The 23,496-nt window shown below is 68.2% G+C and carries 23 protein-coding genes and 1 tRNA gene; 15 read left to right on the plus strand and 9 right to left on the minus strand.

What is annotated here, in order from left to right:
- The first annotated feature begins 187 nt into the window (after positions 1 to 187).
- Positions 188 to 2,581, plus strand: coding sequence for a hypothetical protein (locus tag NBW77_RS13395; protein ID WP_131748931.1), 2,394 nt, complete (start codon positions 188 to 190; stop codon positions 2,579 to 2,581).
- A gap of 22 nt (positions 2,582 to 2,603) precedes the next feature.
- Here the strand turns inward: NBW77_RS13395 and hisS are convergent, their stop codons facing one another.
- From hisS to NBW77_RS13415, 4 genes are all read right to left on the minus strand, one after another.
- Positions 2,604 to 3,923 (minus strand): histidine--tRNA ligase, encoded by a 1,320-nt coding sequence (gene hisS, locus NBW77_RS13400; protein ID WP_131748933.1) that lies wholly within the window; start codon positions 3,921 to 3,923, stop codon positions 2,604 to 2,606.
- A gap of 109 nt (positions 3,924 to 4,032) precedes the next feature.
- Positions 4,033 to 4,344 carry a putative quinol monooxygenase gene (locus tag NBW77_RS13405; protein ID WP_131748935.1) on the minus strand — a complete coding sequence of 104 codons (312 nt, stop codon included), beginning with the start codon at positions 4,342 to 4,344 and terminating at the stop codon, positions 4,033 to 4,035.
- 307 nt (positions 4,345 to 4,651) lie between these two features.
- Positions 4,652 to 4,813, minus strand: coding sequence for a hypothetical protein (locus NBW77_RS13410; RefSeq protein ID WP_165486306.1), 162 nt, complete (start codon positions 4,811 to 4,813; stop codon positions 4,652 to 4,654).
- The gene (locus NBW77_RS13415) at positions 4,810 to 5,130 is read right to left on the minus strand and encodes a nucleotidyltransferase family protein (RefSeq protein WP_250279807.1); all 321 of its coding nucleotides are present in this window, start codon (positions 5,128 to 5,130) and stop codon (positions 4,810 to 4,812) included. Before NBW77_RS13415 ends, NBW77_RS13410 begins: the two co-directional genes overlap by 4 nt.
- A gap of 148 nt (positions 5,131 to 5,278) precedes the next feature.
- Between NBW77_RS13415 and NBW77_RS22070 the strand changes: the two genes are divergently transcribed.
- Positions 5,279 to 5,404, plus strand: a complete 126-nt coding sequence (locus NBW77_RS22070; RefSeq protein ID WP_284346924.1) for a hypothetical protein — start codon at positions 5,279 to 5,281, stop codon at positions 5,402 to 5,404.
- A gap of 120 nt (positions 5,405 to 5,524) precedes the next feature.
- On the opposite strand, the gene NBW77_RS13420 is transcribed toward NBW77_RS22070, so the two are convergent.
- The 3 genes from NBW77_RS13420 to ppk2 all read right to left on the minus strand — a co-directional run bounded on the left by NBW77_RS13420 (position 5,525) and on the right by ppk2 (position 7,265).
- A complete protein-coding gene (locus NBW77_RS13420; RefSeq protein WP_207387195.1) occupies positions 5,525 to 5,704 on the minus strand; it encodes a hypothetical protein in 180 nt (59 codons plus the stop codon).
- Positions 5,701 to 6,345 (minus strand): adenylate kinase family protein, encoded by a 645-nt coding sequence (locus NBW77_RS13425; RefSeq protein ID WP_131748937.1) that lies wholly within the window; start codon positions 6,343 to 6,345, stop codon positions 5,701 to 5,703. The genes NBW77_RS13420 and NBW77_RS13425 overlap by 4 nt, the downstream gene beginning before the upstream one ends.
- Positions 6,346 to 6,452: 107 nt before the next feature.
- Entirely contained in the window at positions 6,453 to 7,265 is an 813-nt protein-coding gene (gene ppk2 / locus NBW77_RS13430) for a polyphosphate kinase 2 (protein WP_242606106.1), read from the minus strand.
- A 253-nt stretch (positions 7,266 to 7,518) separates the two neighbouring features.
- On the opposite strand from ppk2, the gene NBW77_RS13435 reads away from it, so the two are divergent.
- The 12 genes from NBW77_RS13435 (at position 7,519) to NBW77_RS13490 (ending at position 19,379) form a co-directional block, all read left to right on the plus strand.
- Entirely contained in the window at positions 7,519 to 9,078 is a 1,560-nt protein-coding gene (locus tag NBW77_RS13435) for a hydantoinase B/oxoprolinase family protein (protein ID WP_284346925.1), read from the plus strand.
- 333 nt (positions 9,079 to 9,411) lie between these two features.
- A complete protein-coding gene (locus NBW77_RS13440; RefSeq protein ID WP_131748968.1) occupies positions 9,412 to 10,116 on the plus strand; it encodes an HD domain-containing protein in 705 nt (234 codons plus the stop codon).
- A gap of 273 nt (positions 10,117 to 10,389) precedes the next feature.
- Positions 10,390 to 11,664, plus strand: a complete 1,275-nt coding sequence (locus tag NBW77_RS13445) for a protein-L-isoaspartate O-methyltransferase family protein (RefSeq protein ID WP_250279809.1) — start codon at positions 10,390 to 10,392, stop codon at positions 11,662 to 11,664.
- A 116-nt stretch (positions 11,665 to 11,780) separates the two neighbouring features.
- On the plus strand, positions 11,781 to 12,707 hold the full coding sequence (gene galU, locus NBW77_RS13450) for a UTP--glucose-1-phosphate uridylyltransferase GalU (RefSeq protein ID WP_250279810.1): 927 nt from the start codon (positions 11,781 to 11,783) through the stop codon (positions 12,705 to 12,707).
- A 60-nt stretch (positions 12,708 to 12,767) separates the two neighbouring features.
- A complete protein-coding gene (gene glp, locus NBW77_RS13455; protein ID WP_250279812.1) occupies positions 12,768 to 14,021 on the plus strand; it encodes a molybdotransferase-like divisome protein Glp in 1,254 nt (417 codons plus the stop codon).
- Positions 14,018 to 14,527 (plus strand): cyclic pyranopterin monophosphate synthase MoaC, encoded by a 510-nt coding sequence (gene moaC / locus NBW77_RS13460; protein ID WP_250279814.1) that lies wholly within the window; start codon positions 14,018 to 14,020, stop codon positions 14,525 to 14,527. The genes glp and moaC overlap by 4 nt, the downstream gene beginning before the upstream one ends.
- Entirely contained in the window at positions 14,524 to 15,111 is a 588-nt protein-coding gene (locus NBW77_RS13465; protein ID WP_131748941.1) for a MogA/MoaB family molybdenum cofactor biosynthesis protein, read from the plus strand. Before moaC ends, NBW77_RS13465 begins: the two co-directional genes overlap by 4 nt.
- The gene (locus NBW77_RS13470) at positions 15,111 to 15,743 is read left to right on the plus strand and encodes a GNAT family N-acetyltransferase (protein ID WP_131748943.1); all 633 of its coding nucleotides are present in this window, start codon (positions 15,111 to 15,113) and stop codon (positions 15,741 to 15,743) included. Before NBW77_RS13465 ends, NBW77_RS13470 begins: the two co-directional genes overlap by 1 nt.
- A 506-nt stretch (positions 15,744 to 16,249) precedes the next feature.
- On the plus strand, positions 16,250 to 17,374 hold the full coding sequence (locus NBW77_RS13475) for a SepX/GlpR family protein (RefSeq protein WP_165486311.1): 1,125 nt from the start codon (positions 16,250 to 16,252) through the stop codon (positions 17,372 to 17,374).
- A gap of 194 nt (positions 17,375 to 17,568) precedes the next feature.
- Positions 17,569 to 18,030 carry a hypothetical protein gene (locus NBW77_RS13480; protein ID WP_131748951.1) on the plus strand — a complete coding sequence of 154 codons (462 nt, stop codon included), beginning with the start codon at positions 17,569 to 17,571 and terminating at the stop codon, positions 18,028 to 18,030.
- A 506-nt stretch (positions 18,031 to 18,536) separates the two neighbouring features.
- A complete protein-coding gene (locus NBW77_RS13485) occupies positions 18,537 to 19,193 on the plus strand; it encodes a hypothetical protein (protein WP_242606105.1) in 657 nt (218 codons plus the stop codon).
- Positions 19,194 to 19,305: 112 nt separating this feature from the next.
- Positions 19,306 to 19,379: transfer RNA gene (locus NBW77_RS13490), tRNA-Ala, on the plus strand.
- Between the two features lie 178 nt (positions 19,380 to 19,557).
- Here NBW77_RS13490 and NBW77_RS13495 read toward each other — a convergent pair.
- Entirely contained in the window at positions 19,558 to 20,826 is a 1,269-nt protein-coding gene (locus tag NBW77_RS13495; protein ID WP_131748953.1) for an IS110 family RNA-guided transposase, read from the minus strand.
- Between the two features lie 315 nt (positions 20,827 to 21,141).
- Between NBW77_RS13495 and NBW77_RS13500 the strand changes: the two genes are divergently transcribed.
- Complete coding sequence (locus NBW77_RS13500; RefSeq protein ID WP_207387197.1) at positions 21,142 to 22,545, plus strand: IS4 family transposase; 1,404 nt, start codon at positions 21,142 to 21,144, stop codon at positions 22,543 to 22,545.
- 269 nt (positions 22,546 to 22,814) lie between these two features.
- On the opposite strand, the gene NBW77_RS13505 is transcribed toward NBW77_RS13500, so the two are convergent.
- Positions 22,815 to 23,144, minus strand: coding sequence for a helix-turn-helix domain-containing protein (locus NBW77_RS13505; protein WP_250279816.1), 330 nt, complete (start codon positions 23,142 to 23,144; stop codon positions 22,815 to 22,817).
- Between the last annotated feature and the right edge of the window lie 352 nt (positions 23,145 to 23,496).

The following is a 23,496-nucleotide window of genomic DNA, read 5'->3' on the forward strand; positions in this document are numbered from 1 at the left end:
ACTGCCACCGTGACAGCCGCCAACCTCACCCCTGACGGACGCCCACCCTGCGGTCGGGCGGACCCGGATGACGCGCGGGGCGTCCCTGGTGCCATCCTCGCCCTGGGGGAACGGATGGATGCTACGAGTCGGTCGTCCGTCAGAAACCCGTGGAGCATCGACCAATGACCACGGAGGGTGTCACGCCATGGCCACCATCAACGAGCCGTCCCCTGTTGCCGGCCGCGTCCTCGTTCACATGGTCGGTGCCGCCGATCTCGGAGTCCCGTCCGGGCCACGGTTCAGGGAGAAGCTCGCCGAACTCGGCGCGGCCGACCCGGCGCAGGCCGCCCGCCTGTTGACGGCGAGCGCCGACCCGAAGCGCCCGGTACCTCTGGCGGCGGTGTTTGCGGACGGCGCCCCCCGGTACGACCGGGTTGTCCTCGTCGTGACCAGGCCACAGGCCGGTACAGTGCCCGACGAGGACTTCACCCGTCCGCTCGGCACGGCGATGAAAGAGCGGCTGGAAAGCGAGGGCCTGTACGGCGTCCATTTCGAAAAAGATGCCGTGGAACTGCTGGAGGTCGGCGCCCCGCACAGCTCCAAGGTACGTGCGGCCATCCGTGACCGGCTGATGGGTATGTATGCGGGTAGGGCCGCGCCTCAGGTGGACATCCAGTTCACCAGTGGCGCGACCAACGCGGGGATCGGGCTGGTCGCCGGTACGCTCGAAGCCGGTGTGGAACCGCGGCTGGTGCTCCTGACCGGCGGGACCGGTAGGAGGATCCCGCTCCGGGATGAATTTCCCGCCGATAAGGAGAACGCGCAGCGCTGGCTCATCCGGAACCGGTTCTATTCACCTATGATCAAAAGCGATCCCGATAACGAGAAACTGTGGCAGAGTCGGCTGGACCGCCAGATTCTCGTGGCCGAGACCACCGACCGCGACGGTGACGGCGGCACAGCCATGGGTATGCCCGAAGGGGATCTGGCCCGTGTGCTCCTTGAGCGGATCGACCGGTATGAGGCAGTCGACGGTTTTCTTTTCCGGGCCTGGCTGAAGACCCGTACTCGTGGCCTCGCCGACCGGGACAATACCGACCTGGACGCGAAGCTCGACGATCTGATCAGGCGTCGTTTCCCCGACCGGGAGACTCGGAGCAGGCAGGAGACGCTGGCACGTAGGGAGATCGAGTCCTTGCGGGACGTACGCAGGGCGAAGGGACTACGGACGTCCGCGCTCGACTTCCTGCTTCATCCGCGGCTTCCCGCGGCGGAGAACGCGGCCAAGGATCTGGCGCACGGAAACCGGGCGGATCCGAAGGACCCGCGGATCATCGGCCGTTTCCTGGAGGCGCAGAGTTATCTGCCCCGCCATGACGAGGAGATCGTGAAGATTGGATACCCGAGGTGGCCCTACCTCGGTGACCAGCGCGCTCTGATTCTCATCGCCCTGGGAAAGGGCAGGGGCGAGGATTCGCTGACATCCGGTCTGGACGGTCTCATCAGGCAGGCACGTCAGGATGACCGGTATGACATCACCCCGATGATCCGGATCGTCGTTTCCGCGGAGACCGAACCGATCGGCCGGTTGTGGGAGGCGAAGGCCCGGGCACAGGACGTCGACTGCCGGGTTCTGCTGACATGCGGGATCGACTTCGGTGATCTTGAGGCTATCCGGTGTGACGTGTGGGACGCCCTCGCCGCCGATGACGGCGAGCTCGACACCGTTGGGGAGGTCTGGGTGGTCACGGGTCCCGGTCCGAAGCCCCAGGGGCTCGGGCTCCTGCTCACGGGTATCGAGTGGGGTCTGTCGTCGGCCTGCCCGACCCGGCTTGTGGAAATCCGTTCTGCCGCGGCGGGCTCGAACGAGTCGATCGTGGAGCTCGATCGGGAGGCGATTCTCAACCGCGTCGCCGGGGAAGCCGAACTGGCCGGGGTCGCTCTGTCCGCACTCGACTGCCTGGACATCAGCGCCGCGGCGGCAGCGCTCGACCAGGGGTGGGCGGGGTCGCTGCGGCCACTTGCCGCCAGAGTGCGCAGGCTTTCTCTCGTCCCGGCCCCCCGTGATGGCGTCCGGGGGAGGAAGAGACCGACCGCCGGGACGGGTGCCGGCATCGATCCGGAATGGCTCGCTTCGATCGGCATGCCGGATCAGGAGACTTCTTCGCTTCTGCTGCTGCGTCCCCGGCTGCGACTCGTCCAGACGCTTGCGAAGAGTGATCCATGGGGCTGTGCGGTACGAGCCGCGGCCCTGTGCGAAGGGACTTTGGGAAAGGATGGCGACACCGGATGGCGGACGCTGTGTGACCGAAAGAGCCCACGACACGTCCGACAGGCCAACGACCTCGCGTGCTACCGCAACGCCAGCCCGGCCGCGCACAAGGAGGAGGTCGATCGGCGTCGATCGGCAGCGGGACGTCCGATTTCCCGTCGGCCGTCCGCGGAGGAGCTACGTGACTGCCTGCGGGGCCTGCGCGAGGGGCTCAGCCGGCACGTTACGGTGAACGGTCGCAGACTGCCGGACACCGGGGACGACGTGCTCGTCGATGAACTCGAACGGCTCAAAAAAGAGCTCCGGGCTTTCACCGCCGCCACCTGACGCACGCACGCCCCCGCCCGGCTTAGGGACGGTGCCAGGTCTCCGGGTCGGCGGGGAGCTGCTCGCCGCTGGCCATGTTCTTGACCTCGTGCGGCTTGCCGTCCTCGAAGGGGGGGAACCAGACGAACGGGATCCCCTTGCGGGAGGCGTAACGGATCTGCTTCCCCAGCTTGTCGGCCTGGTGGTAGACCTCGACGTTGTAGCCGCGGACACGCAGCCGCGCGGCGGTGGCCAGGGCCTCGCCGCGCCGGGTGTCACCGGGGATGACGACCAGGATGTCGCTGGGGCAGCTCGGGCCGGTGGCCAGACGTCCTTCCGCCACGAGCTTGGCGAAGATCCGGGTGAGGCCGATGGACATGCCGATCCCGGGGAGGTTCCGGCGGATGAACGACCCGGCCAGGTCGGCGTAGCGGCCACCCGAACAGATGCTGCCGTAGTCCGGCCAGTCGACAAACTTACCCTCGTACACGGTGCCGGTGTAGTAGTCCAGGCCACGGGCGATGGACAGGTCCGCCACCACGCTGCCCGCCGGCAGGTCGGACAGCTCGTCCAGGACGAACGACAGCTCGTCGAGCCCCTCGGTCAGCAGGTCGGAGGTGACACCGAGGCGGCGGATGTCGTCGGCGACGCCCGCGTCGTTCCCACGGATGTGGGCGAGGTCCAGGCAGGAGCGGATCTGTCCGGAGGACAGTTCCAGCCGGGTGGCCAGCAGTTTCTCGACACCGGCAGTGCCCACCTTGTCAATCTTGTCCGCGATCCGGATCACGGCGAGGGGGTCGTCGATGCCGAGGCCGGCGTAGAAGCCCTGCAGCACCTTCCGGTTGTTGATGTTGATCGACCAGGCGGGGATGCCCAGACCGGTCAGGATCTCGTGGATGATCCGGGGGAGTTCGGCGTCGAAGTGCAGGGGGACATGGTCGACGTTGATGACATCGATGTCGCACTGGGTGAACTCGCGGTAGCGGCCTTCCTGGGGGCGTTCCCCACGCCAGACCCGCTGCATCTGGTAACGCTTGAGCGGGAAGACCAGGTCGTTGAAGTGCTGGGCCACGTACCGGGCGAACGGCACGGTCAGGTCGAAGTGCAGGCCGAGTCGGGCGTCGCCGTCATCGGTCGCCTCGGCCTGTAGTCGGCGCAGCGTGTAGACCTCCTGCGAGGTCTCACCCTTGGCCAGGAGTACGTCGAGGGCTTCGACGGACGGTGTCTCGACCGAGCAGAAGCCGTAGCGTTCGAACCCCTGGCGGATCTCGTCGAGCCACCGCAGCTCCACCAGCCGGACCTCGGGCAACCATTCGGGAAACCCGCTGACCGGCGCCGGCCGGACGAGCTGCTCGTCGCTCATCGCGGGCTTCTCTCCTCTCGTGGCATCGCGCGTCCGACATGACACGCCGGCCGTACCGTATCCCGCGCGCCACGGTGGCGGTGCGGACGTGTCCGCGGGAGACGTCCGATCAACTGATCACTCCCTTGACCGGGTCGCCGAGCGGTACCGGCTGCAGGACGACGATCTCACCCCGCTGTGCCAGCAGGCCGTCAAGCTGCTTTCGGACATTGGCGACGTTCTCGCTCCTGCCGTGCGCGGCGAACGACTCGGCATCGGCCCACTCCTCGATCGTGACGAAGCGATCGGTGTGATGGTGCAGTGCGTAGCGGTTGCATCCCTCCTCGGCGTGGACGAGTGGGACCGCACCGCGGAGGATCTCCAGGACCTCCTCCGCGCGCTCGGGACGGGGGAAGACCGTGGCGACGACGACGACCGGCATTGTGACGAGGGCCTCTCGGAGCAGCGGATGCGGGCTGAGATGTTTTTCGTGAACGTGGCGACAGGCCCACGGCATCACGAGCCTGGCGTTCCGTGCCTATCACGTCCGCGTCCGACCCGTCCGCGTCCGATCCGTAACCGGGACGATCCCAAGCCGTTCGGTGAAGAACAGCGGCACAGTGACGCAGTGGTGACTTCGATCTGGTGGTGCACACCGGCCGTGCCGGTCGCCTCCCGCAGCTGGATGACAAAGGAGATATCACCGGGCGGATTCAACCAGTCAGTGCGTCACGGCCGCTGTGACACGCTCACCCGGTATCGCCAGCTTCCTGGTCGCCGACCGCGAGCTGCCCGATCGCGTCGGCGAGCGGGATGAGTTCGTCGCGGTCCGACAGCCGTTTGCGGTAGTGCTGACAGCGTTCGATCGCGGCTAGGATGCCCGCAAACCGCTCGCGGGGATCGCGGCTCACAGCGGAACGAGGTCGGCACGAGCCGTCGTCGAAACCGGTTCGCGCAGCAACGGCTCCGCCACGACATCCACCCGCACGCCGAGCAGGCTGGTCAGTTCCTCGGCGATCCCGGCCAGCCGCATCAACGGGTTGCCGCCCGCAGGGTCGAGGTCGACCAGCACGTCGAGGTCGCTGGTGGCGGTGGCGTCGCCCCGGGCGACAGAGCCGAACAGTCTCGGATTGCGCGCGCCGTACCGATCGAGCATGCACTGAACCTGCGGGCGGTGGTGAGTGATCATCGCCCGCAGCGCTCGTGCCTCGGGCGTCGGGCTGGCCATGAGTTGAGGCTACGACACAGCCTGGCGTCCGGTGGCTGGTTCGCTGCATGACTCCACCTCGCCCTTGCCTCCCTGGATCAGCCGCATCGCGGAGGCGGGCTGGATCTCCTCGGGTCTGTTGCGTTCGCCGGGTCCTTGATCAGGCAAGGTGGACGAATGCGTCGACCTGCCGTTCGTCCAGCGGGAACTCCGCAAGACCCTCTACATCAAATTCAAGATCCGCGACAATGACGTCTTCGAGCGCGCGCTCGGGTACATCCGGGAGTACTACTGACGACGTGGCGCAGCCAGATCCGTGCGGTCGCCCCATCCGCCTGCCCGACCACTCCGGTCCGGCTGGAGCGGGGCAGGTTGCGCATGTCCTGGGCGAGCGCCGAGCGCGGCGACGGCGTGATCATCCGAGGGCGGTCCGCTCCCATGCGCGCCGGACAAGGGCGGGGAGGACCAGCTCCGGCCAGGCGTCGACGAGCAGTGCCCCGTCGATGTAGGTGAGGATGTCCTCCGCTCGGCCTTCGCGCAGGACGATCTCATACAGCCGGTGGCGTTGGCGGCGGTCCCGCCCGCCCGTGCTCACGACAGCTTGGGCAGGTCGAAGTGCTCGCGGATCTCGGCCTGGACGTCGGCGGCCGGCCGCCGGGCGTCGATGATCGCCACGTATTCCTTGCGCTGGAATGTCTCCATCACCGGCCGTGTCTTCTCGTGATATTCGCGGAGGCGTACCGCGAGGGCTTCGGGGTTGTCGTCGGACCGGGTCAGCAGCTGACCTCCGCAGACATCACACGTGTCCTCGACCGCGGGACGGCTGGCGATCAGGTTGTAGTCCAGTCCGCATCGCGAACACAGCCGTCTTGCCAGGACCCTGCGGTACACCTCCTCGCCGGGAAGATCCAGATAGATCACCCCGTCGATGTCGTAGCTTTCCAGGAAGAACTCGGCCTGTCGGGCGTTGCGGGGAAAACCGTCGATGATGAAGCCGTAGTTCCAGTCGTGGCTGGCGAGGCGTTCGCGGACCACGGACTCCACCAGGTCGTCACCGACCAGGTGGCCGCTGGCAACGATGCGTTTGACCTGGGCGCCCAGTTTGGTATGGCTCTGCACGTTCCACCGAAATATGTCACCCACGCTGATATGGACGAGATCGAGGTCATCGGCGAGCATCTTCGCCTGCGTGCCCTTACCGCTGCCCTGCACACCCATGATGACGAACTTGCGCATATTCACCTCCGACTACGCGTGGATCCCTCCGGACACCATGCCGCCTGTCGGTCTGCCGGCGACCGTGGAGTCTGCCGGCGACCGTGGAATCGACCGACGATGTGGAATCAATCGACGACGTAACGGCGTGGTACCCAGGCCTGGCTGTCGACGGGTGGACGTGCGTAGGCGCGTTCCTGTCGTGCCGGCAGCGCGATCTCCTGGTGCGGAGGATCCTCGTACGGGACGACGGTCAGCAGATGGCTGATGAGGTTCAGCCGAGCGCTGCGCTTGTCATCGGCGTCCACGACATACCATGGCGTCTCCCTGAGGTCGGTGTAGGAGAACATCTGGTCCTTCGCCTCGGCATAGTCGACCCAGTGGGCGCGGGCCTCAAGGTCCATGGCTGACAGCTTCCACCGTTTGTCCGGGTTTTTGATACGGTCGGCGAAGCGTCGTTCCTGCTCCTTGTCGCTCAGTGACAGCCAGTATTTCACCAGGATGATGCCCGACCGTACCAGTGCTCGTTCGAGCTGCGGGCACGTCCGCAGGAAATCCTCGTACTCCTCGTCGGTGCAGAAGCCCAGGACTCTTTCGACGCCTGCCCGGTTGTACCAGCTCCGGTCGAACAGTACTATTTCGCCGGCTGCGGGCAGATGTGCGATGTAACGCTGGAAATACCATTGTGTCCGTTCACGTCCGGTCGGCGTCCCGAGGGCGACGACCCGGCAGTAGCGGGTGTTGAGTTTCTCGATGATGCGTTTGATCGCTCCGCCCTTGCCCGCGGCATCCCGGCCTTCCATGATTACAATGACGCGGAGGCCGCGATGGACGATCCACTCCTGCATCCGGACGAGTTCGCTCTGCAGGCGGTCGAGTTCTTTCTCGTAGTGCTTCCTGGAACAGCGCTCGGGGGCGATGCCCGCGGACAGCGCCGCCACGGTCGCCGGATCGGCTTTGTCGATCGGTTCCGGTGTGGCTCTGTGCTGTTTCTTCCGAGCGCTGTTCGGGTCAACCACGGTCGGTACCGGTCGGGACTCCGTAGGCGTCGGGACCGCTCGTGAGCAACTCCTGAACGATGATCACCCATACTCCCCAGGCCTGATGGAGGCGTATTTTACGGCGTCCGCGGCCCTGGTCGTGAGATTCTTCAGGATCGATCAGGCAGTCCGCGACGAGCCGAAGGAAGGGCGTGTGGATCCGGTCACGCTGTCGGTGCTGGCGAGCGGGCTCGCCGGTATCGCCGAGGAGATGGGGACGCTGCTGGTCCGCAGCGCCTACTCGTCCAACATCAAGGAACGCAGGGACTGCTCGGCCGCACTGTTCGACGCGGCAGGGCGGATGGTCGCCCAGGCCGCCCACGTTCCCGTGCACCTTGGCGCCATGTACGAGTCGGTTCGCGCGGTGGCCGAGCGTGGTGCCCTGCCCGGGGACGTATGGGTGCTCAACGACCCGTTCGCCGGCGGGAACCACCTACCCGACGTCACGCTCGTCTCGCCGCTGGCGACCGAAGGCAAGATCATCGCCTATGCCGCGACGCGGGCGCACCACTCGGACATGGGTGGGATGCGTCCTGGGTCGATGCCGGCGGACTCGCGGGAGATCTATGCGGAGGGGCTCATCATCCCACCGGTACGCCTTGTCTCGGGCGATGAGTGGCAGGGCGACATCCTCGAACTGATCTGCGCGAACTCCCGGACGCCCCAGCTGCGTCGCGGTGACCTGCGCGCCCAGGCCGCCGCGAACCGGCTCGCCGGCACCCGGCTGGCCGAACTGGTCGAACGCCGGGGCCTGGCGGTGGTACTGGAGGCGTTCACCGAGGTGCTGGCCTACGGCGAGCGGCGGGCCCGGACGATGATCGCGGGCCTGCCCGACGGCCGTTACACCGCCGTCGGCGAGGTCGAGGGTGACGGCGTGGATGACGACGACATCCCGATCCGGGTGACTGTGACGGTCGCCGGGGACACGCTGACCGTCGACTTCGCGGGTACGTCGTCGGCGGTGCCCGGCAACGTGAACTGCCCGCGGGCGGTCACCCGGTCGGCGTGCTGTTTCGCGTTGCGGGTGCTGCTGCCCGACGACGTCCCGGCCAACGACGGCACCTACGCCCCGCTGGAGGTGCTGACCGAGCCCGGGTCGCTGGTGGATGCGCGCCGGCCGTCAGCCGTGGTCGCAGGCAACGTGGAGACGTCCCAACGGATAGCGGACATCGTCCTTGCGGCCCTGGCCCAGGCTGTGGCTGCCCGGCCGGAGGCTGCCCGGCCGAAGGCGGGTCCACCCGCGCAGGGACAGGGCACGATGAACAATCTGATCATTGGCGGGCGCGGGTGGACGTACTACGAGACGCTGGCCGGCGGCCAGGGAGCTTCCGTACGTGGACCCGGCCCGTCCGGGGTGCATGTCGGTATGACCAACACCCTGAACACCCCGATCGAGGCGTTGGAGCTGGAGTACCCGATGCGGGTCGAACGCTACGAGCTTGACCCGACCACGTCCGGGACGGGCCGCCACCGGGGCGGCGCGGGGCTGGTCCGATCGATCCGTGTCCTGGAGCCGGCGACCCTGTCGGTGTTGACCGATCGTCGCAGGCATGCTCCACAGGGTGCTGCCGGTGGCGGGCCGGGCGCGATGGGTCGTAACGAGGTGGACGGTGTCGCGCTGGCGCCGAAGGCGAGCCTCGATCTGCCGGCTGGTGCGGTAGTCACTATCCGTACCCCTGGTGGCGGTGGGTGGGGTCGTCCGGACCCGTCGTGACCACGTCGTGGATTGTGACGGTGCGGACCGACCGCGAGTTGATCGGCATGGCGCGGTCGTCGGCGTGGCACTGTCGTCGTTTCAGTGGGGCCTGGGTGGTCTCAGTGGGGCCTGGGTGGTCTCAGTGGGGCCTGGGTGGTCTCGGTGGGCCTTGGTGGTCTCGGTGGGACTTGGGTGGCCGTATGTTGCCTGGTTCGGGTATTTCCGCCACGGCGGAGCGGGAACGCGCCGATGATCGGACTGGAACGCGTGACCGGGCCGGGCCGGGCCGGGACGGGACGGGTGCAGTCTCGCGAACGCGTTCACGGCTATCCGGGACGTGTGGAGCGAGGTGTGCGACGCGTGGAGGCGGGCCCAGGTGCGCTGTCGCTGTTGGCTCGGGCGTTCGACGGCTCCCTGCTGGCGGCCGGTGCGCGGGCGGATGCGGCTGCCAGGGCGTCCGCATTTGCCGACCTGGCGTTACGACACGCCGAACCCGGGCGTTCTTATCACACGTTCCGCCACGTAGCGGAGATGCTGACGGCGGTACGGCTGCTTGTCGCGGCCGACCGCAACCGCGCCCGCAGCGGTGGTCGGCCGTATGGCGACGTCTGCCTGGCGTGGCCGGATCCTGCCTGCGTGCTGGCGGTCTTCTTCCACGATGCGGTCTACGACACCCGGGCGGGCGACAACGAGGCCCGGTCGGGGGAACTGGCGGTTGCCACGCTCACCGCTTTGCAGTGCCCGGGGTCGCTGGTCGGTGACGTCGACCGGTTGGTGCGCGCGACCCGGACGCACGCGTCCACCGAACCGGACGAAGCGGTGGTCAACGATGCGGACCTTCGGGTGCTGGCTCGGCCGGCGCCCGAGTACGACCGCTACGTGCGCAGGATCCGGCGGGAGTATGCCTGGGTCTCCCCTGAGCAGTGGATCTCCGGCCGGGCGGCCGTTCTGTGCTCGTTGCTCGAAAACGGGGTGTATGCCACCCTGTGGGGGTCCCGTCACTGGGAGTCGGCCGCCCATGCCAATCTGAGCCGGGAACTGGCCGGCCTGCGGTAAGGCCGCATCCGAACCGAATGCGCCATCGTCCGCTTCGGCGATATCGGATCGCTTGTTCGAACTTTCGGGTTGCGCCCGATTCACGTCCTCCGCCGCGAGGCGGTGGCACGTATGAATTGTCCAAAAGTTGCATGTTGCTAGCCGGGTTGTTGGTGAAGTTGGCATTCTACGCAATAATCCATCAAATTCGATCATGATTGGCTCGAATGGGCAGCAAGTGTCGGCAATCTGCCTGACCCTGGTCTGGTGGATGGAACAGATCCGGTCGCACCGGTGCCAGGTCCGCCCGGCGAGGACGACGACGGCCCGACGATGCCGGCACGGCTCGACGCCTTCGTCGAGCGCCTGCGGGCGCTCGGAGCGATCACCCGGCCGGATGTCGCGGACGCTTTCACCACGGTCCGGCGTGACCGCTGCCTGACCGGCTTCTACGACGCGACAGGACCGACCTCGCGGTACCTGACCGTGCCCCAGGACCATCTACCGTCTTCTGACGTTCTCGACGCGGCCTACGCCGACAACGCGCTCGTCACCCATCTGCCGGAGGCGGGTGACGAGCACGGTGTGCCGCTGTCGTCGTGTTCCCAACCGTCGCTGGTCGCGCGGATGATCGAGTGGTTGGACGTGGGCCCTGACCTGCGGGTGCTGGAGATCGGTGCGGGCACCGGATACAACGCGGCGCTGCTGGCCGTCCTCGGGTGTCGGGTGACCTCGGTGGATGTCTCCCCGGCCGTGGTGATGGAGGCTCGGGCCTCCCTGGCACGGCTTGCCGCCGATGGCGTCGACACCTCGCTCGGCACGGTCGTCCACGGCGATGGCTACGAGGGATGGCCCGATGACGCGCCCTACGACCGGGTGGTTGTCACGTGCGCGGTGAACGGTCTGGCACCGTCGTGGACGCACCAGCTCGCCCCACGGGGGAGCATCCTGGTCCCGATCCGGCATGGCGGCCTGTCGCCGCTCATCCTGGTCACTTCCGGTGCGGCGGATGCGGACACGGCGGAGGTGGCAGGTCCGACGGACATGGACACGGACACGGCGAATGCGGCAGGTCCGGGGGACACGGCCACGGGGAGCACGGTACGGGGCCGCGGACTGGCCTCCGCCGGCTTCCTACCGGCCGCGGGACCTCTCGGCTGGCAGGATCCGTCCTCGGTGCCGCCGTTCGTCCGCGCGACCGCGGTGCCGGTTACCCGGCACCGGCTGCTGCCCGCCGCGCTGAGTCCGAACGCCCTGGCGGATCTGTGCTTCGCCGCCGCGTGTCTGGACGAGCGGGTGACCCGGGTGCATATTGTCGGGGCGCCGCAGGAGTGGGGCGGATGCGGTGTCTTCGACCCCGACACCGCCGCCGCCGCGTTGTTCACCCACAATGATGTGATCCTCGCAGGAAACCCGGTCGCCCTGGATGTCGCGACCGCGCTCATCGGCAGGTGGGAACGTCTCGGTCGGCCGAAGGTGACGGACTGGACGTGCCGGTTCGGTCTGGCGGGCCCGCCCGACGCGCCGATTCTGCTTGCCGTGGACTGGGCCTGCACCGCGCCGTCCTGATCCGCGGGGACTCCGGGACGCGGGGACTCGGTTGGTGAAGGCCGGTGCATCGGCGCAAAAGGTGATGATGCGCGCCGCGGCGACCCGGTGAGCGGCCGGCGACTAGGGTTTCGCCCATGTCAGTAACGAAGGCGGTGATTCCGGCTGCGGGGCTGGGCACCCGATTCCTGCCAGCGACCAAGTCCCTTCCCAAGGAGATGCTGCCGGTCGTTGACCGGCCGGCTATCGAGTATGTGGTGGAGGAAGCTTCCCGCGCCGGACTGCGAGACGTCCTTCTTGTCACGAGTCGTACCAAGAAGGCAATAGAAGACCATTTTGACCGGGAGGTCGAACTGGAGGCCGCCCTGGAACGTAAGGGCGACACGGCCCGTCTGGAGCGCGTCCGCGCGTCCGCCGGATTCGCCGAGGTCCACTCCGTCCGCCAGCAGGCACCGCGTGGGCTGGGACACGCGGTGCTGTGCGCGTCCGCGCACGTCGGCGATGAGCCGTTCGCGGTTCTGCTCGGCGACGACCTGATCGACGAGCGTGACCCGCTGCTGGTGGAGATGCTCGCGGTACGGGAGCGTTTCGGTGGCAGCGTCGTCGCGCTGATGGAGGTACCGGAGGATCTCGTGTCGTTGTACGGGGTCGCGACCGTCGATCCGGCTCCCGTCGCCGCGGCTGGTCCCTACCAGACGGTCCGCATCCGCGACCTTGTGGAGAAACCCCCGGTTGACGAGGCGCCCAGCAATCTCGCGATCATCGGGCGGTACGTCCTGTCGCCGTCGGTCTTCGACGTGCTGCGGGAGACCCCGCCCGGCCGAGGGAACGAGATTCAGCTCACCGACGCGCTGCGGACGCTGGCGATGCGCGGTGACGCCGACGGCGAGCCCGTCCACGGGGTGGTCTTCACCGGTCGCCGTTACGACACCGGTGACCGGGTGGACTACCTCAAGGCGGTGATCCGTCTCGCCTGCGAGCGGCCGGACCTCGGCCCGGAGCTGTACCCGTGGCTGGAGGAGTACGTCTCCTCCGGGGGGCCCAAGGCCGAACCCGGCCTGTGATGATCAAAGTGGGTGGCGGTCCGGGCCGCCGGAGGCGATCGCGGTGAGGAGGCGATTGCGGTGAAGTCGGTGGATGCGCATGTTGCGGACATCCTCGCCGCGGTTTGCGTGCTGCCGCCGCGGTCGCTTCCACTGGAGGCAGCGCACGGCTGTGTGCTTGCCGCCGACCTGCGTGCGGGTACCCCACTTCCCGGGTTCGACAACTCGGCCATGGACGGATATGCGGTGTACGCGGCCGATGTGGCCGAGGCCGGTCCCGACACTCCGGTGACCCTGCCGGTCACCGGAGACATCCCCGCCCAGGCGGGCACGCCGGCACCGGTGGCGCGCGGAGCCGCGGCCCGGATCATGACCGGCGCGCCGCTTCCGCCTGGCGCCGACACCGTCGTCCAACTCGAGTGGACCGACGGCCGGACGGACGCGGTGACCGTGCTGCGCGCGCCCTTCCCCGGTCAGAACATCCGACGGGCCGGTGAGGACGTGGCCGTGGGCGACCTGGTCCTGCCGGCCGGACGGCTCCTCGGATCGGCCCAGATCGGTCTGCTGGCCGCGCTCGGCGTGGCGGCGCCGAGTGTTCACCCCCGTCCCCGGGTGGCGGTGCTCTCGACCGGCAGCGAACTGGTCGAGGTCGGTGGGACGCTCGGCCCCGGGCAGATCGTCGACTCGAACAGCCACGCGGTGGCCGCGGCCGTGCGCGAGGCCGGCGCGCAGGTTCGGCGGCAGGCCCACGTCCCAGACTCCCCGGATGCGTTCGCCGAGGTACTGCCGGGCATCCTCGCCGACGCCGACGCGGTGATCACTACTGGTGGGGTGAGCGTCGGCGCCTTCGACGTGGTCAAACAGGTCCTTGCCGGTTCCGGGGAGGTTCGTTTCGAACGCCTCGCCATGCGGCCCGGCATGCCGCAGGGGTTCGGGCTGATCGGCGGGGTGCCGGTCTTCACGTTGCCCGGCAACCCGGTCAGCGCGCTGGTGTCGTTCGAGCTGTTCGTCCGACCGGCGTTGCGGCGGATGCGGGGGCTTGGGTCCGTGCACCGACCGACGTTGGTCGCCACCACGGCGCAGGAACTTCAGTCGCCGCGGGGCCGGCGTTCGTACCTGCGGGTTCGTCTCGTAGTCTCCGCCGACGGGGGGCCGCCGGTGGCCCATCTCGCCGGGGGACAGGGCGCACACCAGATGTCGGCCCTCGCGGCCGCGGATGCGCTGCTGATCGTCCCGGAGGACCGGGCCGAGGTGTCGGTGGGCCAGGAGCTGACCGTGCTGCCGCTCGGCGACGAGGTGATGGCCGCTCCGGTCGAGACGGAGGCCGGCGCATGACCGAACCGAGGCTGACCCACGTAGATGCCGACGGTGCCGCGCGCATGGTCGATATCTCGGCCAAGGACGTGACCGTGCGGACGGCGACGGCCCGCGGCTGCCTGCGCACGGCACCGGTTGTCGTCGACCTGCTCCGCGGCGCCGGCGTACCCAAGGGGGATGCGCTCGGGGTCGCCCGGGTGGCCGGCATCATGGGCGCCAAGCGCACCCCTGAGCTGATTCCGCTGTGCCATCCGATCGCCCTGTCGGGGGTGCGGGTCGAACTCGACGTCCACGACCACGGAGTCGAGATCACCGTGACCACCCGGACGACGGACCGCACCGGCGTGGAGATGGAGGCGTTGACCGCGGTCGCGGTGACCGGGCTGGCCCTGCATGACATGGTCAAGGCCGTTGACCCGGAGGCGACGCTCACCGACATTCGGCTGCTGGCGAAGACCGGCGGTCGTTCGGGCGACTGGCACCGGACGGGGGACGCCGTCGAGCCGGGTGGTGCACCACGGTGAGTCGCGCGGCGAGGGTACCGAGCGGCCTGCGGGCACGGGTGGTTACCGTTTCGGACCGCGCCTACACCGGCGGTTACGCGGACCGTTCGGGGCCGCTGGCCGCCGAGGCGCTGGGGCTGATCGGGTTCGCCGTCGACGAGGTGGTTGTCGTCCCGGACGAGGCGGAGGCGATCGTGACCGCGCTGGAGGCAGCGGTCGACGCAGACGTCCACCTGGTCGTCACGACCGGCGGCACCGGTCTCGCACCGAGGGATGTGACACCGGAGGCGACCCGGCAGGTGGTCGACCGTGAGGTTCCCGGACTTGCCGACGCGCTGCGCGCCGCCGGCCGTGAGAAGGTCCCGACGGCGGTGCTCTCCCGCGGGATCGTCGGCGTCCGGGGTGGGACGTTGGTGGTGAACCTGCCGGGTTCCACCGGTGGTGTCTCCGACGGCGTGAACGTGCTTGCCGGGGTGGTCGGGCATGCGGTGGCGCAGATACGTGGTGGCGGTCATGGCCATGATCATGGCGGCATGGATGATCGTGATCGTGATCGTGATCGTGATCGTGATCGTGATCGTGATCGTGGGTCGGGGAAGGCGTGATGAGGGCACCCGGGTGGCCGGTGAGTCTCGCGGACGGTCCGGTAGGGGTGCGTCCGCTGCGGCTGCGTGAGGCCGTCACCTGGGTCGATCTCCGAGTACGTAACGGTGACTGGCTGGTGCCATGGGAGGCGACACCGAAAGCGATGCCCGTCACCGAGGACGGGTGGGCACAACGCCAGACCATCGGGGTGTACAGCCGGATGGTGCGACGGCTGCGTCAGCAGGCACGTCTCGGTGCGGCATTACCTTTTGCCGTGACGTTCCAAGAACGGCTGGTGGGGCAGGTCACCGTTTCCACGATCGTTCGTGGGGCGCTGAACAGCGGGCATGTCGGCTACTGGGTTGACCGTGGGCATGCCGGACGTGGTATCACGCCGACCGCGGTGGCACTGGTGGTGGACCATTGCTTCACTGCCGCGGCGCTACACCGGGTGGAGGCACACGTCCGGCCGGAGAACACCGCGAGCCGTCGGGTCGTGGAAAAGCTGGGGTTCCGCGAGGAGGGGTTCCACCGGCGCTATCTCGCGATCGGTGGGGCTTACCGGGACCACATCAGCTACGCCATCACCGTGGAGGACGCGCCGGAAGGGTTACTGAACCGGTGGCGTGGCACCCGTGCATCACAGAGCTGAGCTCGGCGGCGTACACGCCATTACCTAACGATGAGTGTTCGGATAGCTACTTTTTGCGTGATGGCGGCCACTTGATGCGTCCGGTCATCACGGTTTGTCCGGCCACTAAGATCCTTTTGTGGTGCTGGAGGCGCTGTGTCGTAGAGTTGATCGCTTTTGGTGGGGCCTGTCGGTGTCGGCGGCGGCATCCGGGTGCGAACATGGTGCGGGTCGCGATGGTGCGACACGCGGGCTTCAGGTCGGTGACCGGACGGTATTCCCTCACTAGCGTTCCTTAGGACCGCCGGTGGCGCGAGACACGTCATGATCGCGCCGTTCGGGGCCCCTCGTAATTTCGGCGCCGCCGACATACGAGGTCCGGGCACACCATCGTCATCTTCGATATTCGGATCGGCAGGAAGGCCACCGTTCATGGTCAGCTCGCACGCGCGGCAGAGTGCGCCGACTGAGGCCCGTGCGGGCGGCTCGCGCTTCGCGGCACGGTGCCGCCTTCCATTCCCGTGCGCATGAGCGCGCTCATCTGGCTCGCGATCGTCGCGGTGTGGGGATTCGTGCTTATACCGATGTGGCTGCGCCACCATGACGGCACGCTGGAACAGCGGTCAGCCGAACGTTTCACGACAGCCATGCGCGTTCTGTCGCGCCGCGGGACGCCACGGTCGGATCAGGAGTCCGTACCGCGACCAGCCGCCGCCGATCCGGATGAGGACATCGGACGGCGCGCTGTTCCCCCGAGTGGGCGCAAGCGGGAGGCCGATCGGTTGGCCCTGATCCGGCTGCGTAGGCAGCGGCTGTTCGTCCTGCTGGCCGCGATCCCGGTGACCGCGCTGCTCGCCGGGTTGCTGGGCGGCATGTGGATCTTCGTCCAGGTCCTGGTCGATGTCGGGCTCTTCGGCTATGTGGTCCATCTGCGGCGGGCCGCCCAGTCCGAGCGGCGGCTTCGTGCCTCCCGGTTGGCCCGGGACCGGCGGATCGCCGCGGAGCGGGCTGCCCGGCATGCCCGCCGGGCGCCTGGGCTCGGTGCGCTCAGCGGCACGGGCCGGCAGTGGGCGGACGGTAGCGAACCGTTCCGACTGTCCGACCCCGCCATGGTCGATCGCGACGCCGGCGCGGCCCACGGCAGCGTCGGTGAGGGCCATGGGGTCACCACCGCCGAGACAGCGGACCTTCGGGAGATCGCCGAGGCAGCCGCCGCGGGTACCGCGACAGCCGGTGGCACACGGCAGCCGTGGGTCGTCGACGGCGTGGTGGTCGACGGTGCGGTCGTCGACGGTGCGGTGGTCGACGGTGCGGTGGTCGACGGCCGGGTGGCTGATGGCCTTGCTGACAACGGAACCGCGGTCGAAGGGTCCGCTCAGGCCGTGGCCGATACCGACGAGTTCGAGGATGCGGCGAATGCCGAACAGGGCTTCGGTCAGGGGTCGGGGACGCCGGGAAACGGGCGTCCGGCCACCCGATCGGGAGCACGGCCGAACACATCCAGGCCAGGGAGGGTGCAGGTCAACCCGCCGGGAACGCACGGCGGTCTCACCGCCGGGCCTGCGGCATCCGGTTCGCAGCAGCCCGAGCCGCGGACCGAGGATCCGGACGATCTCGACGAGTTGCTGCGTCGGCACGCGGTCGGAAGCTGACCGCCCGGCCCGGCGGTGGATGCAACGAACCGGGCTCCGCGAGGTTGCGGCCGTTCCGCGTATCCGTCGGATGTGTGGGAAACTCGACATCGTGGTGCGTCGTTCATGATTGCCGGTCGTTCATGATTGTCGTCTTCGGCGGGGTTCAGATTGACAGCTGTGATATTCGCCAACCCCGGTTCCGTGAGAGTGACGTGCCCGACGTCGAACGGCGAACCGCCGAGGTGCTGACCCAGCTGCGCCCACGACTGCTGGTCGGTGCCGCGGCGTCCGGAGCGGACCTGGTGGTGCTGGACGCCGCGCGTTCGAGTGGGCTGGGTGTGCGGGTGGTGCTGCCGTTCGACGCAGCTACGTTCCGGCGGACGTCGGTCCGTGACCGTGGGCCGGTCTGGTGCGACCGGTACGACCGGTTGATCGGCTCGCTGAAGTCGGGTGAGCTGGAGATCCTCGGTGAGGTTGAGGACGGTGAGGTATATCACCGGACGAACACACGGCTGCTCGAACGTGCGGCGCGGCTGCGGCTCATCCCAGCCGAGGAGATTGTCGTGCTGGTCCTGCGTCCGGTAGGCCCGTACCGGGCGTCGGTGACCGATGACCTGGTCGACAAGGCCAAGGAGGCGGGCCTGCCCGTGGTCGAGGTGTCGACGCTCGGCTGATGTGTGGACCTTCGAGATCCGGTCCGCTCCACTCGCGGATGCCGGGGGCGACCACGGCGTGACGCTGACGGATGGACCGGTGCCCCGGGTCATGCCGGCGGGGTGGGGTCGGCCAGTGCATAATGCTCTTGTGACCATGCGCGCGCCGAACGCCCTCGAGCTGTTCGTCGAGGCTGCCGCGTGCGCCACCGCGGGGGCCTGTTGTCGGTGCCCTCGCGTGCGCTGACGTCCGCCTTGTCGTCCCGACGTCCCCCGTCCGGCATTTCCGGCCGATGGTGTGCGCGAGGGGCCATCGCCTGAGAAGTTCGGTTAGCCCCGGCTTGCCCTGTATGCGTCAGGTCGAAGTCGACCTGCTCTGACCTGGCCGTTGTCGCCTGACCTGCGTTCCAAAGCGCGGTCGGCGGTCGGCGGTCGGCGGTCGCTGCGAGGCGGGCCAGCATCCCGGACGTCTCGTCGCTACTTGTTCCGCCGCCTGTCATCGCCGACGAGCGCAAAGGGGCGTCACAGTGAGTAATGACCATCGTGGTCGGTGGACCGGGGTTTCCGGTGTCCCTGGATCCCAGGAGCGGACGTTCGAGGAGTGGACCTCGCAGTTGCGGACGGCAGGATTCCGGCTGTGCCCTGGCAGTTTTGCCGTGCCGGTGGAGCTGCGCGGACTGCGTCCGGACGGATTCGGATTCCAGCTGCGGTGCCGCGGCGTACGGGTGACACTGGCGTTGTTCCGTCCAGGACGTGAACTGTGGCAGGTGCCGGTCTGGGACCCGAAATGGAGCCCGGAGGAAGGTCTGTCGCTCTGGGTCAACCACCCGCCGGCCCGCCCGTTGACGGGATACCGGGCTTTCGGCCATCCGGACTTGTCCGCGTGGGATACAGACAACGTTGTGTCCGATTTTAATCAATGGGAAAACAATGACATACCGGATGGTGCTCGCATGGTGTTCGACCGCGAGGAAAATCCGGATCATCAGGTTGTCTTCGACGGTGCGCGGGAATACGGCTGGCGTGGCCACGAAGCCGGGCTGCTGCGGCCGGCAGCCGCTGCGAGGTTGTTCGCCCACCTGCTGGCCGAGGCGGATGCGGCTACCGAGATCGACGCCGGCATGGTCCTGGTGCCGAGGGCAAGGGCAGGGGGCCCACGCCTGACCCGGGCCACGGCGCAGTAGTTGGCCAAAGAGTGGGCGATCATGGTCCTTCCCGCCCGCTCGGAGGCCCCGGACTGTTCAGGGGCCGCCCACCACACCCGTCCAGGCCTGGGGTAAGCTTCAAGAACTTCCAGGGGGTGTAGCTCAGCCTGGTAGAGCGCCTCCCTCGCACGGAGGAGGCCAGGGGTTCGAGTCCCCTCACCTCCACCCATATCGGCAGGTCAGGGCTTTGATCAGGAAAATCTGATCAAAGCCCTTGATCGTTTGTCCGTCATTCGTCCGTCGGACTGGACGTCAGGTAGTGAGACTTTTCATCACCATCTGGCTGTGACCCTCACCACAGGGCACGCTACGCGGGGCTGACACGAAAATAACGTGCACCCGGTCATGGGCAAGCCGCTGCGATGGGCTCGAAGCGGAGGGTGAGGCCGAGACGGTTGGCCTCCTTGATCATGCGTCGCATGGTTCGTTCGGGAGTGCGTGCGGAGAGGTGGTCAGCACCGAGCTCGCGGTAGGGAACCGTGTCATGCAGGATGTGCCAGATCGCGATGGCCAGTTTGTGCATGACTGCGGCCAAGGCCCGTTTGCCACCTCTGCGGGTGGCGATGCGGCGGTAGAACACAGCCAGGTACGAGGTCTTGTCTTTGATGGCCGACATCGCTGCAACTCCGAGGAGCCGCTTGAGGTGGCTGTTGCCCGCTCGGGTCCGTCCGGACTTGTTCACCCCCGCTGACTCGTTCTGTCCCGGGCAGACGCCGATCCAGGAAGCGAGGTGGCCGGCGGTCGCGAACGGGGCCATGTCGCCGCCGGTCTCAGCGATGATGATCTCGGCGGCGAGGCGGCCGATTCCCGGGATGGTGTCGAGGTTGTCCAGGTCCTGCTGGTGATCGGTCAGCATGGCGGTGACCCGCGCGTCGAACGCGGCAACGATGCCGCGGAGACGATCGATCTCGTCCAGGTAGTGGCGAACCATGAAGGCGTGGTGGTCGGTGAACTCGCCGTCCAGCGCCTCGACCAAGGCGGGAATCTTCTGGCGCGCCTTGCCGCACGCGAGGTCAGCCAGGCGGTTGGGGTCCCGTTCCCCGCCGAGCAAAGCGGTGAGGATCGCGCGGCCGGTGGCCCCGGTGACATCGCTGATCACCGAGGTGAGCTTCATGCCGGTGTCTTCCAGTTCCTTCTCCAGCCGCTGGGCTTCTCGCCCTACCGCGCGGACGATCTCGGTCCGGCGACGGGTCAGATCCCGTAGTTCCCGGATCTCGCAGGCCGGCACGAAGGAGGCCATGACCAGGCCGGAGGCGCCGGCCCGGGCGAGGAACGCCGCGTCGCTCGGGTCGGTCTTGCGGCCGCGAATGCCTTTGAGGTGGGCGGGATTGACCAGCATCAGGTTCAGATGCGGCTGCAGGGTGTAGTAGATCGAGCGCCAGTAGTCGGAGGTTGCTTCGATGACCACTACCTCAACCCGGTGTTCCTGCAGCCAGGCCAACAGCCGCAGCACCTCGGTGCGGGTGGTGCCGAATCGTTCAGTCTCCAACGTCCAGTTCCCCGGCCGTGTCGGGCTCGGCGTGCGCGCGCAGGCGAGGAGGAACCGCTTGCCCAGGTCCACCCCGGCGGACCGTAGATGGATGACCTCGTCCTTGACATCCTGCCGGGACATGGTGTTCTCCCTTCCGCGTGACACGTCCGTGTCCAGCGGGCGGCCCGGAGGGGCCAAGGGAGGAGGCAGAGTCTGACACGCGGGCTCCGGGCAGCGGGCCGCCGCCCGGGCACCAATCCGTAGTTCCCTGACCGGCCCCCATCGCCATCCTGTCAAAACGAGCTCATCGGCATCGCAGACCCAGCGGCTGACCGGGACACCCAGTCCATTTTCCTGCACCCATAGTGATCAGCACGGCGATCTCGCCCTCCTGTCAAGGGCTGGCGGGGCGCGGCATGTCGGGGTGAGTAGGCAGCGAAGCCCCGGTAGATCGGGGTGTCCTCCAAAGACGCCCTTACCCCGGGAGCTCCGCTGTCTACCAAGTCTGTCATCACTCGTGTCATCGAGGTCGCCGCGGGTCGGTTCGCGCCGGGTCACCTTGGGGAACCGACCCGGATCATCCCGTTCGAGATGGTCGACGCGGTCCTCGCCGAGACCGGGAAGTTCGAGCAGCGGGTGCGGGACCTGCCCGCGCGGGTGGTCGTCTACCTGCTACTCGCGGCCGGCCTGTTCGAGGGACTGGGCTGGCGGAAGGTATGGGGCCGGCTCGTCGCCGGCCTCGCCGGCCTTGAGGTTGCCGATCCGTCGGGCGCCGCGCTGTGGCAGGCCCGCCTACGACTGGGTGTCGCGCCGCTGCGCGCGCTGTTCGAGTTGCTGCGCGGCGCGTCGGGTGCCCCCTCGACCCGCGGGGTGTTCTGGCGCCGGCTGCTGGTCATCGCACTCGATGGAAGCACGCTGACCTGCGCGGACGGCACGAAGAACCTGCGCCGGTTCCTCAAGGGCGCCGGGAACCACGGCGGCACCGGCTACCCGCAGGTCCGCCTGGTCGCGCTGGTCGCCTGCGGAACACGCACCCTGGTCGACGCGATGTTCGGGCCGACCAGCGCCGGCGAGACGGCCTACGCCGCCACCCTGGCCGCCCGGGCGCTGCACACCGGGATGATCGTGCTCGCGGACCGCGGGTTCGCCGGCACCCCGACGATCAAGGCGATCGCGACGACCGGCGCCGACCTGCTCATCCGGGTCACGGGCAACCGGCAGCTACCGGTGCTACGGACACTGCCCGACGGGTCGTGGATCTCGCGGATCGGCCCAGTCGAGCTCCGGGTGATCCGCTGCGAGATCACGGTGACCACCACCGACGGCACCCGGCGCACCGAGCACTACCTGCTGGTCACGACCGTGCTCGACCCATCGGTCCCGGCCGCCGAACTGATCCGCCTCTACCATGATCGCTGGGAGGTGGAGACGGCGTTCCTTGAGCTGAAGTCGACCATCCTGGGCGGCGCGGTCCTGCGCTCGCGTACCCCGGACGGCGTCGAGCAGGAGATCTACGCCCTGCTCGTGACCTACCAGGCGATCCGGATCGCGATCGCCAACGCCGCCCTGAGCGACCCGGCCCTCGACCCCGACCGCGGCAGCTTCACCACCGCCCTGCAGACCGCCCGCGACCAGGTCATCAAGGCCGCCGGCGTGATCGACGGCGAGACCGTCGACCTCGTCGGCGTCATCGGCTGCGCGGTCCTGGCCGACCTGCTCCCCGACCGGCGCCTGCGCATCAGCCCCCGCGTCGTCAAACGCGCGATCTCCAACTACGCCGCCAGCACCGCCAAAGGCCGACTTCACGGACCCAGCCACAAAGCCACCCTCAGCGTCGACATCCTCGCCCCGACACCTTGACAGAGACCACCCCCGCCAAACTTCACGACATTGTGCCTGGCCCTGAACTACAGCGGGCCTTACGCACCCACCACGTGCGCCCGCCTGCCCGCACGGCGCCGCGGGGTTGGGGCCCGGCCTCCGCCTGGCCGGCGCGGCGAATCCTGCACGGCACCCCCAAGCGCCCCAGCCGCCCCCCGGGGCGGCGCGGGCACCCCGTCACCCCAGCCCGGCCCATAGCGAACCGGGCGCCGCGATCCAGACCTCGAACGAGACCTGAACAGGCGCCCTCACCAGCAACGATTGCCCTGCGCCACGGCAACCGATCGCGCTGCGTTACCACGGAATGTGACGGAGACTAGCGCCCGACGAAGGGAGACGATCATGTCGCATGGCACCAGCCGGCCGAGTTGGTCGTCGTCGAGGCGGCAGCGGGACGCCGGCCCCGCTGACCGCAGCGCGTCCCGGCCGCCGGACTCCCAGGTCTGATGCCAGCTGTAGGCCGACTTCCGGGACACCCGCAGCCCATCGGCCACCGCCGGTGGCGACATCCCGTCGGCGAACAGGTCCGCGGCCAGCAGCCGGACGTGTTCCCGTCGTGCACGATCGGCGGCGGTCAATCCACCGTCATCCGGATACCTCATCCGCCCGGGGTACCCCGCGAGACCCAGCCACTACCCCACAAGTTCAACGTCAGTAATGGTCTTTAGCCCTCGGCGGGCCACACCGGGTGGCGGGGATCCCTGACCGGCGGCGGCGGGCCGGCATGCAAAACACCAGGTGAAGGGCCCGGTGAAGCCTTCTGGCCGCGTTGCAACGACAGACACCCGCAACATTGCTGTGCTCCAGGTCACAGACAGCTGGGCAGTCCGGCCGGATGCGGGCTCCGAACTACGACTGCGAGGGCAGCCAGAACAGCAGGATTCAAGAGATGAGCGGGGCTGGTACCATGTCCATGATTCCTTTTCAGGT

Source organism: Frankia sp. Cppng1_Ct_nod, assembly GCF_920656135.1.
Taxonomy (GTDB): Bacteria; Actinomycetota; Actinomycetes; order Frankiales; family Frankiaceae; genus Protofrankia; species Protofrankia meridionalis.

What these genes read in the sequence shown, in the direction of transcription:
- galU (WP_250279810.1), top strand. Translation starts at nt 11,781, where the DNA reads ATGTCAGTAACGAAGGCGGTGATTCCGGCTGCGGGGCTGGGCACCCGA.
- NBW77_RS13405 (WP_131748935.1), bottom strand. Translation starts at nt 4,344, where the DNA reads ATGCCGGTCGTCGTCGTCGCCACGGTCTTCCCCCGTCCCGAGCGCGCG.
- NBW77_RS13475 (WP_165486311.1), top strand. Translation starts at nt 16,250, where the DNA reads ATGAGCGCGCTCATCTGGCTCGCGATCGTCGCGGTGTGGGGATTCGTG.
- NBW77_RS13470 (WP_131748943.1), top strand. Translation starts at nt 15,111, where the DNA reads ATGAGGGCACCCGGGTGGCCGGTGAGTCTCGCGGACGGTCCGGTAGGG.
- NBW77_RS13395 (WP_131748931.1), top strand. Translation starts at nt 188, where the DNA reads ATGGCCACCATCAACGAGCCGTCCCCTGTTGCCGGCCGCGTCCTCGTT.
- NBW77_RS13425 (WP_131748937.1), bottom strand. Translation starts at nt 6,345, where the DNA reads ATGCGCAAGTTCGTCATCATGGGTGTGCAGGGCAGCGGTAAGGGCACG.
- moaC (WP_250279814.1), top strand. Translation starts at nt 14,018, where the DNA reads ATGACCGAACCGAGGCTGACCCACGTAGATGCCGACGGTGCCGCGCGC.
- NBW77_RS13415 (WP_250279807.1), bottom strand. Translation starts at nt 5,130, where the DNA reads ATGGCCAGCCCGACGCCCGAGGCACGAGCGCTGCGGGCGATGATCACT.
- NBW77_RS13495 (WP_131748953.1), bottom strand. Translation starts at nt 20,826, where the DNA reads ATGTCCCGGCAGGATGTCAAGGACGAGGTCATCCATCTACGGTCCGCC.
- hisS (WP_131748933.1), bottom strand. Translation starts at nt 3,923, where the DNA reads ATGAGCGACGAGCAGCTCGTCCGGCCGGCGCCGGTCAGCGGGTTTCCC.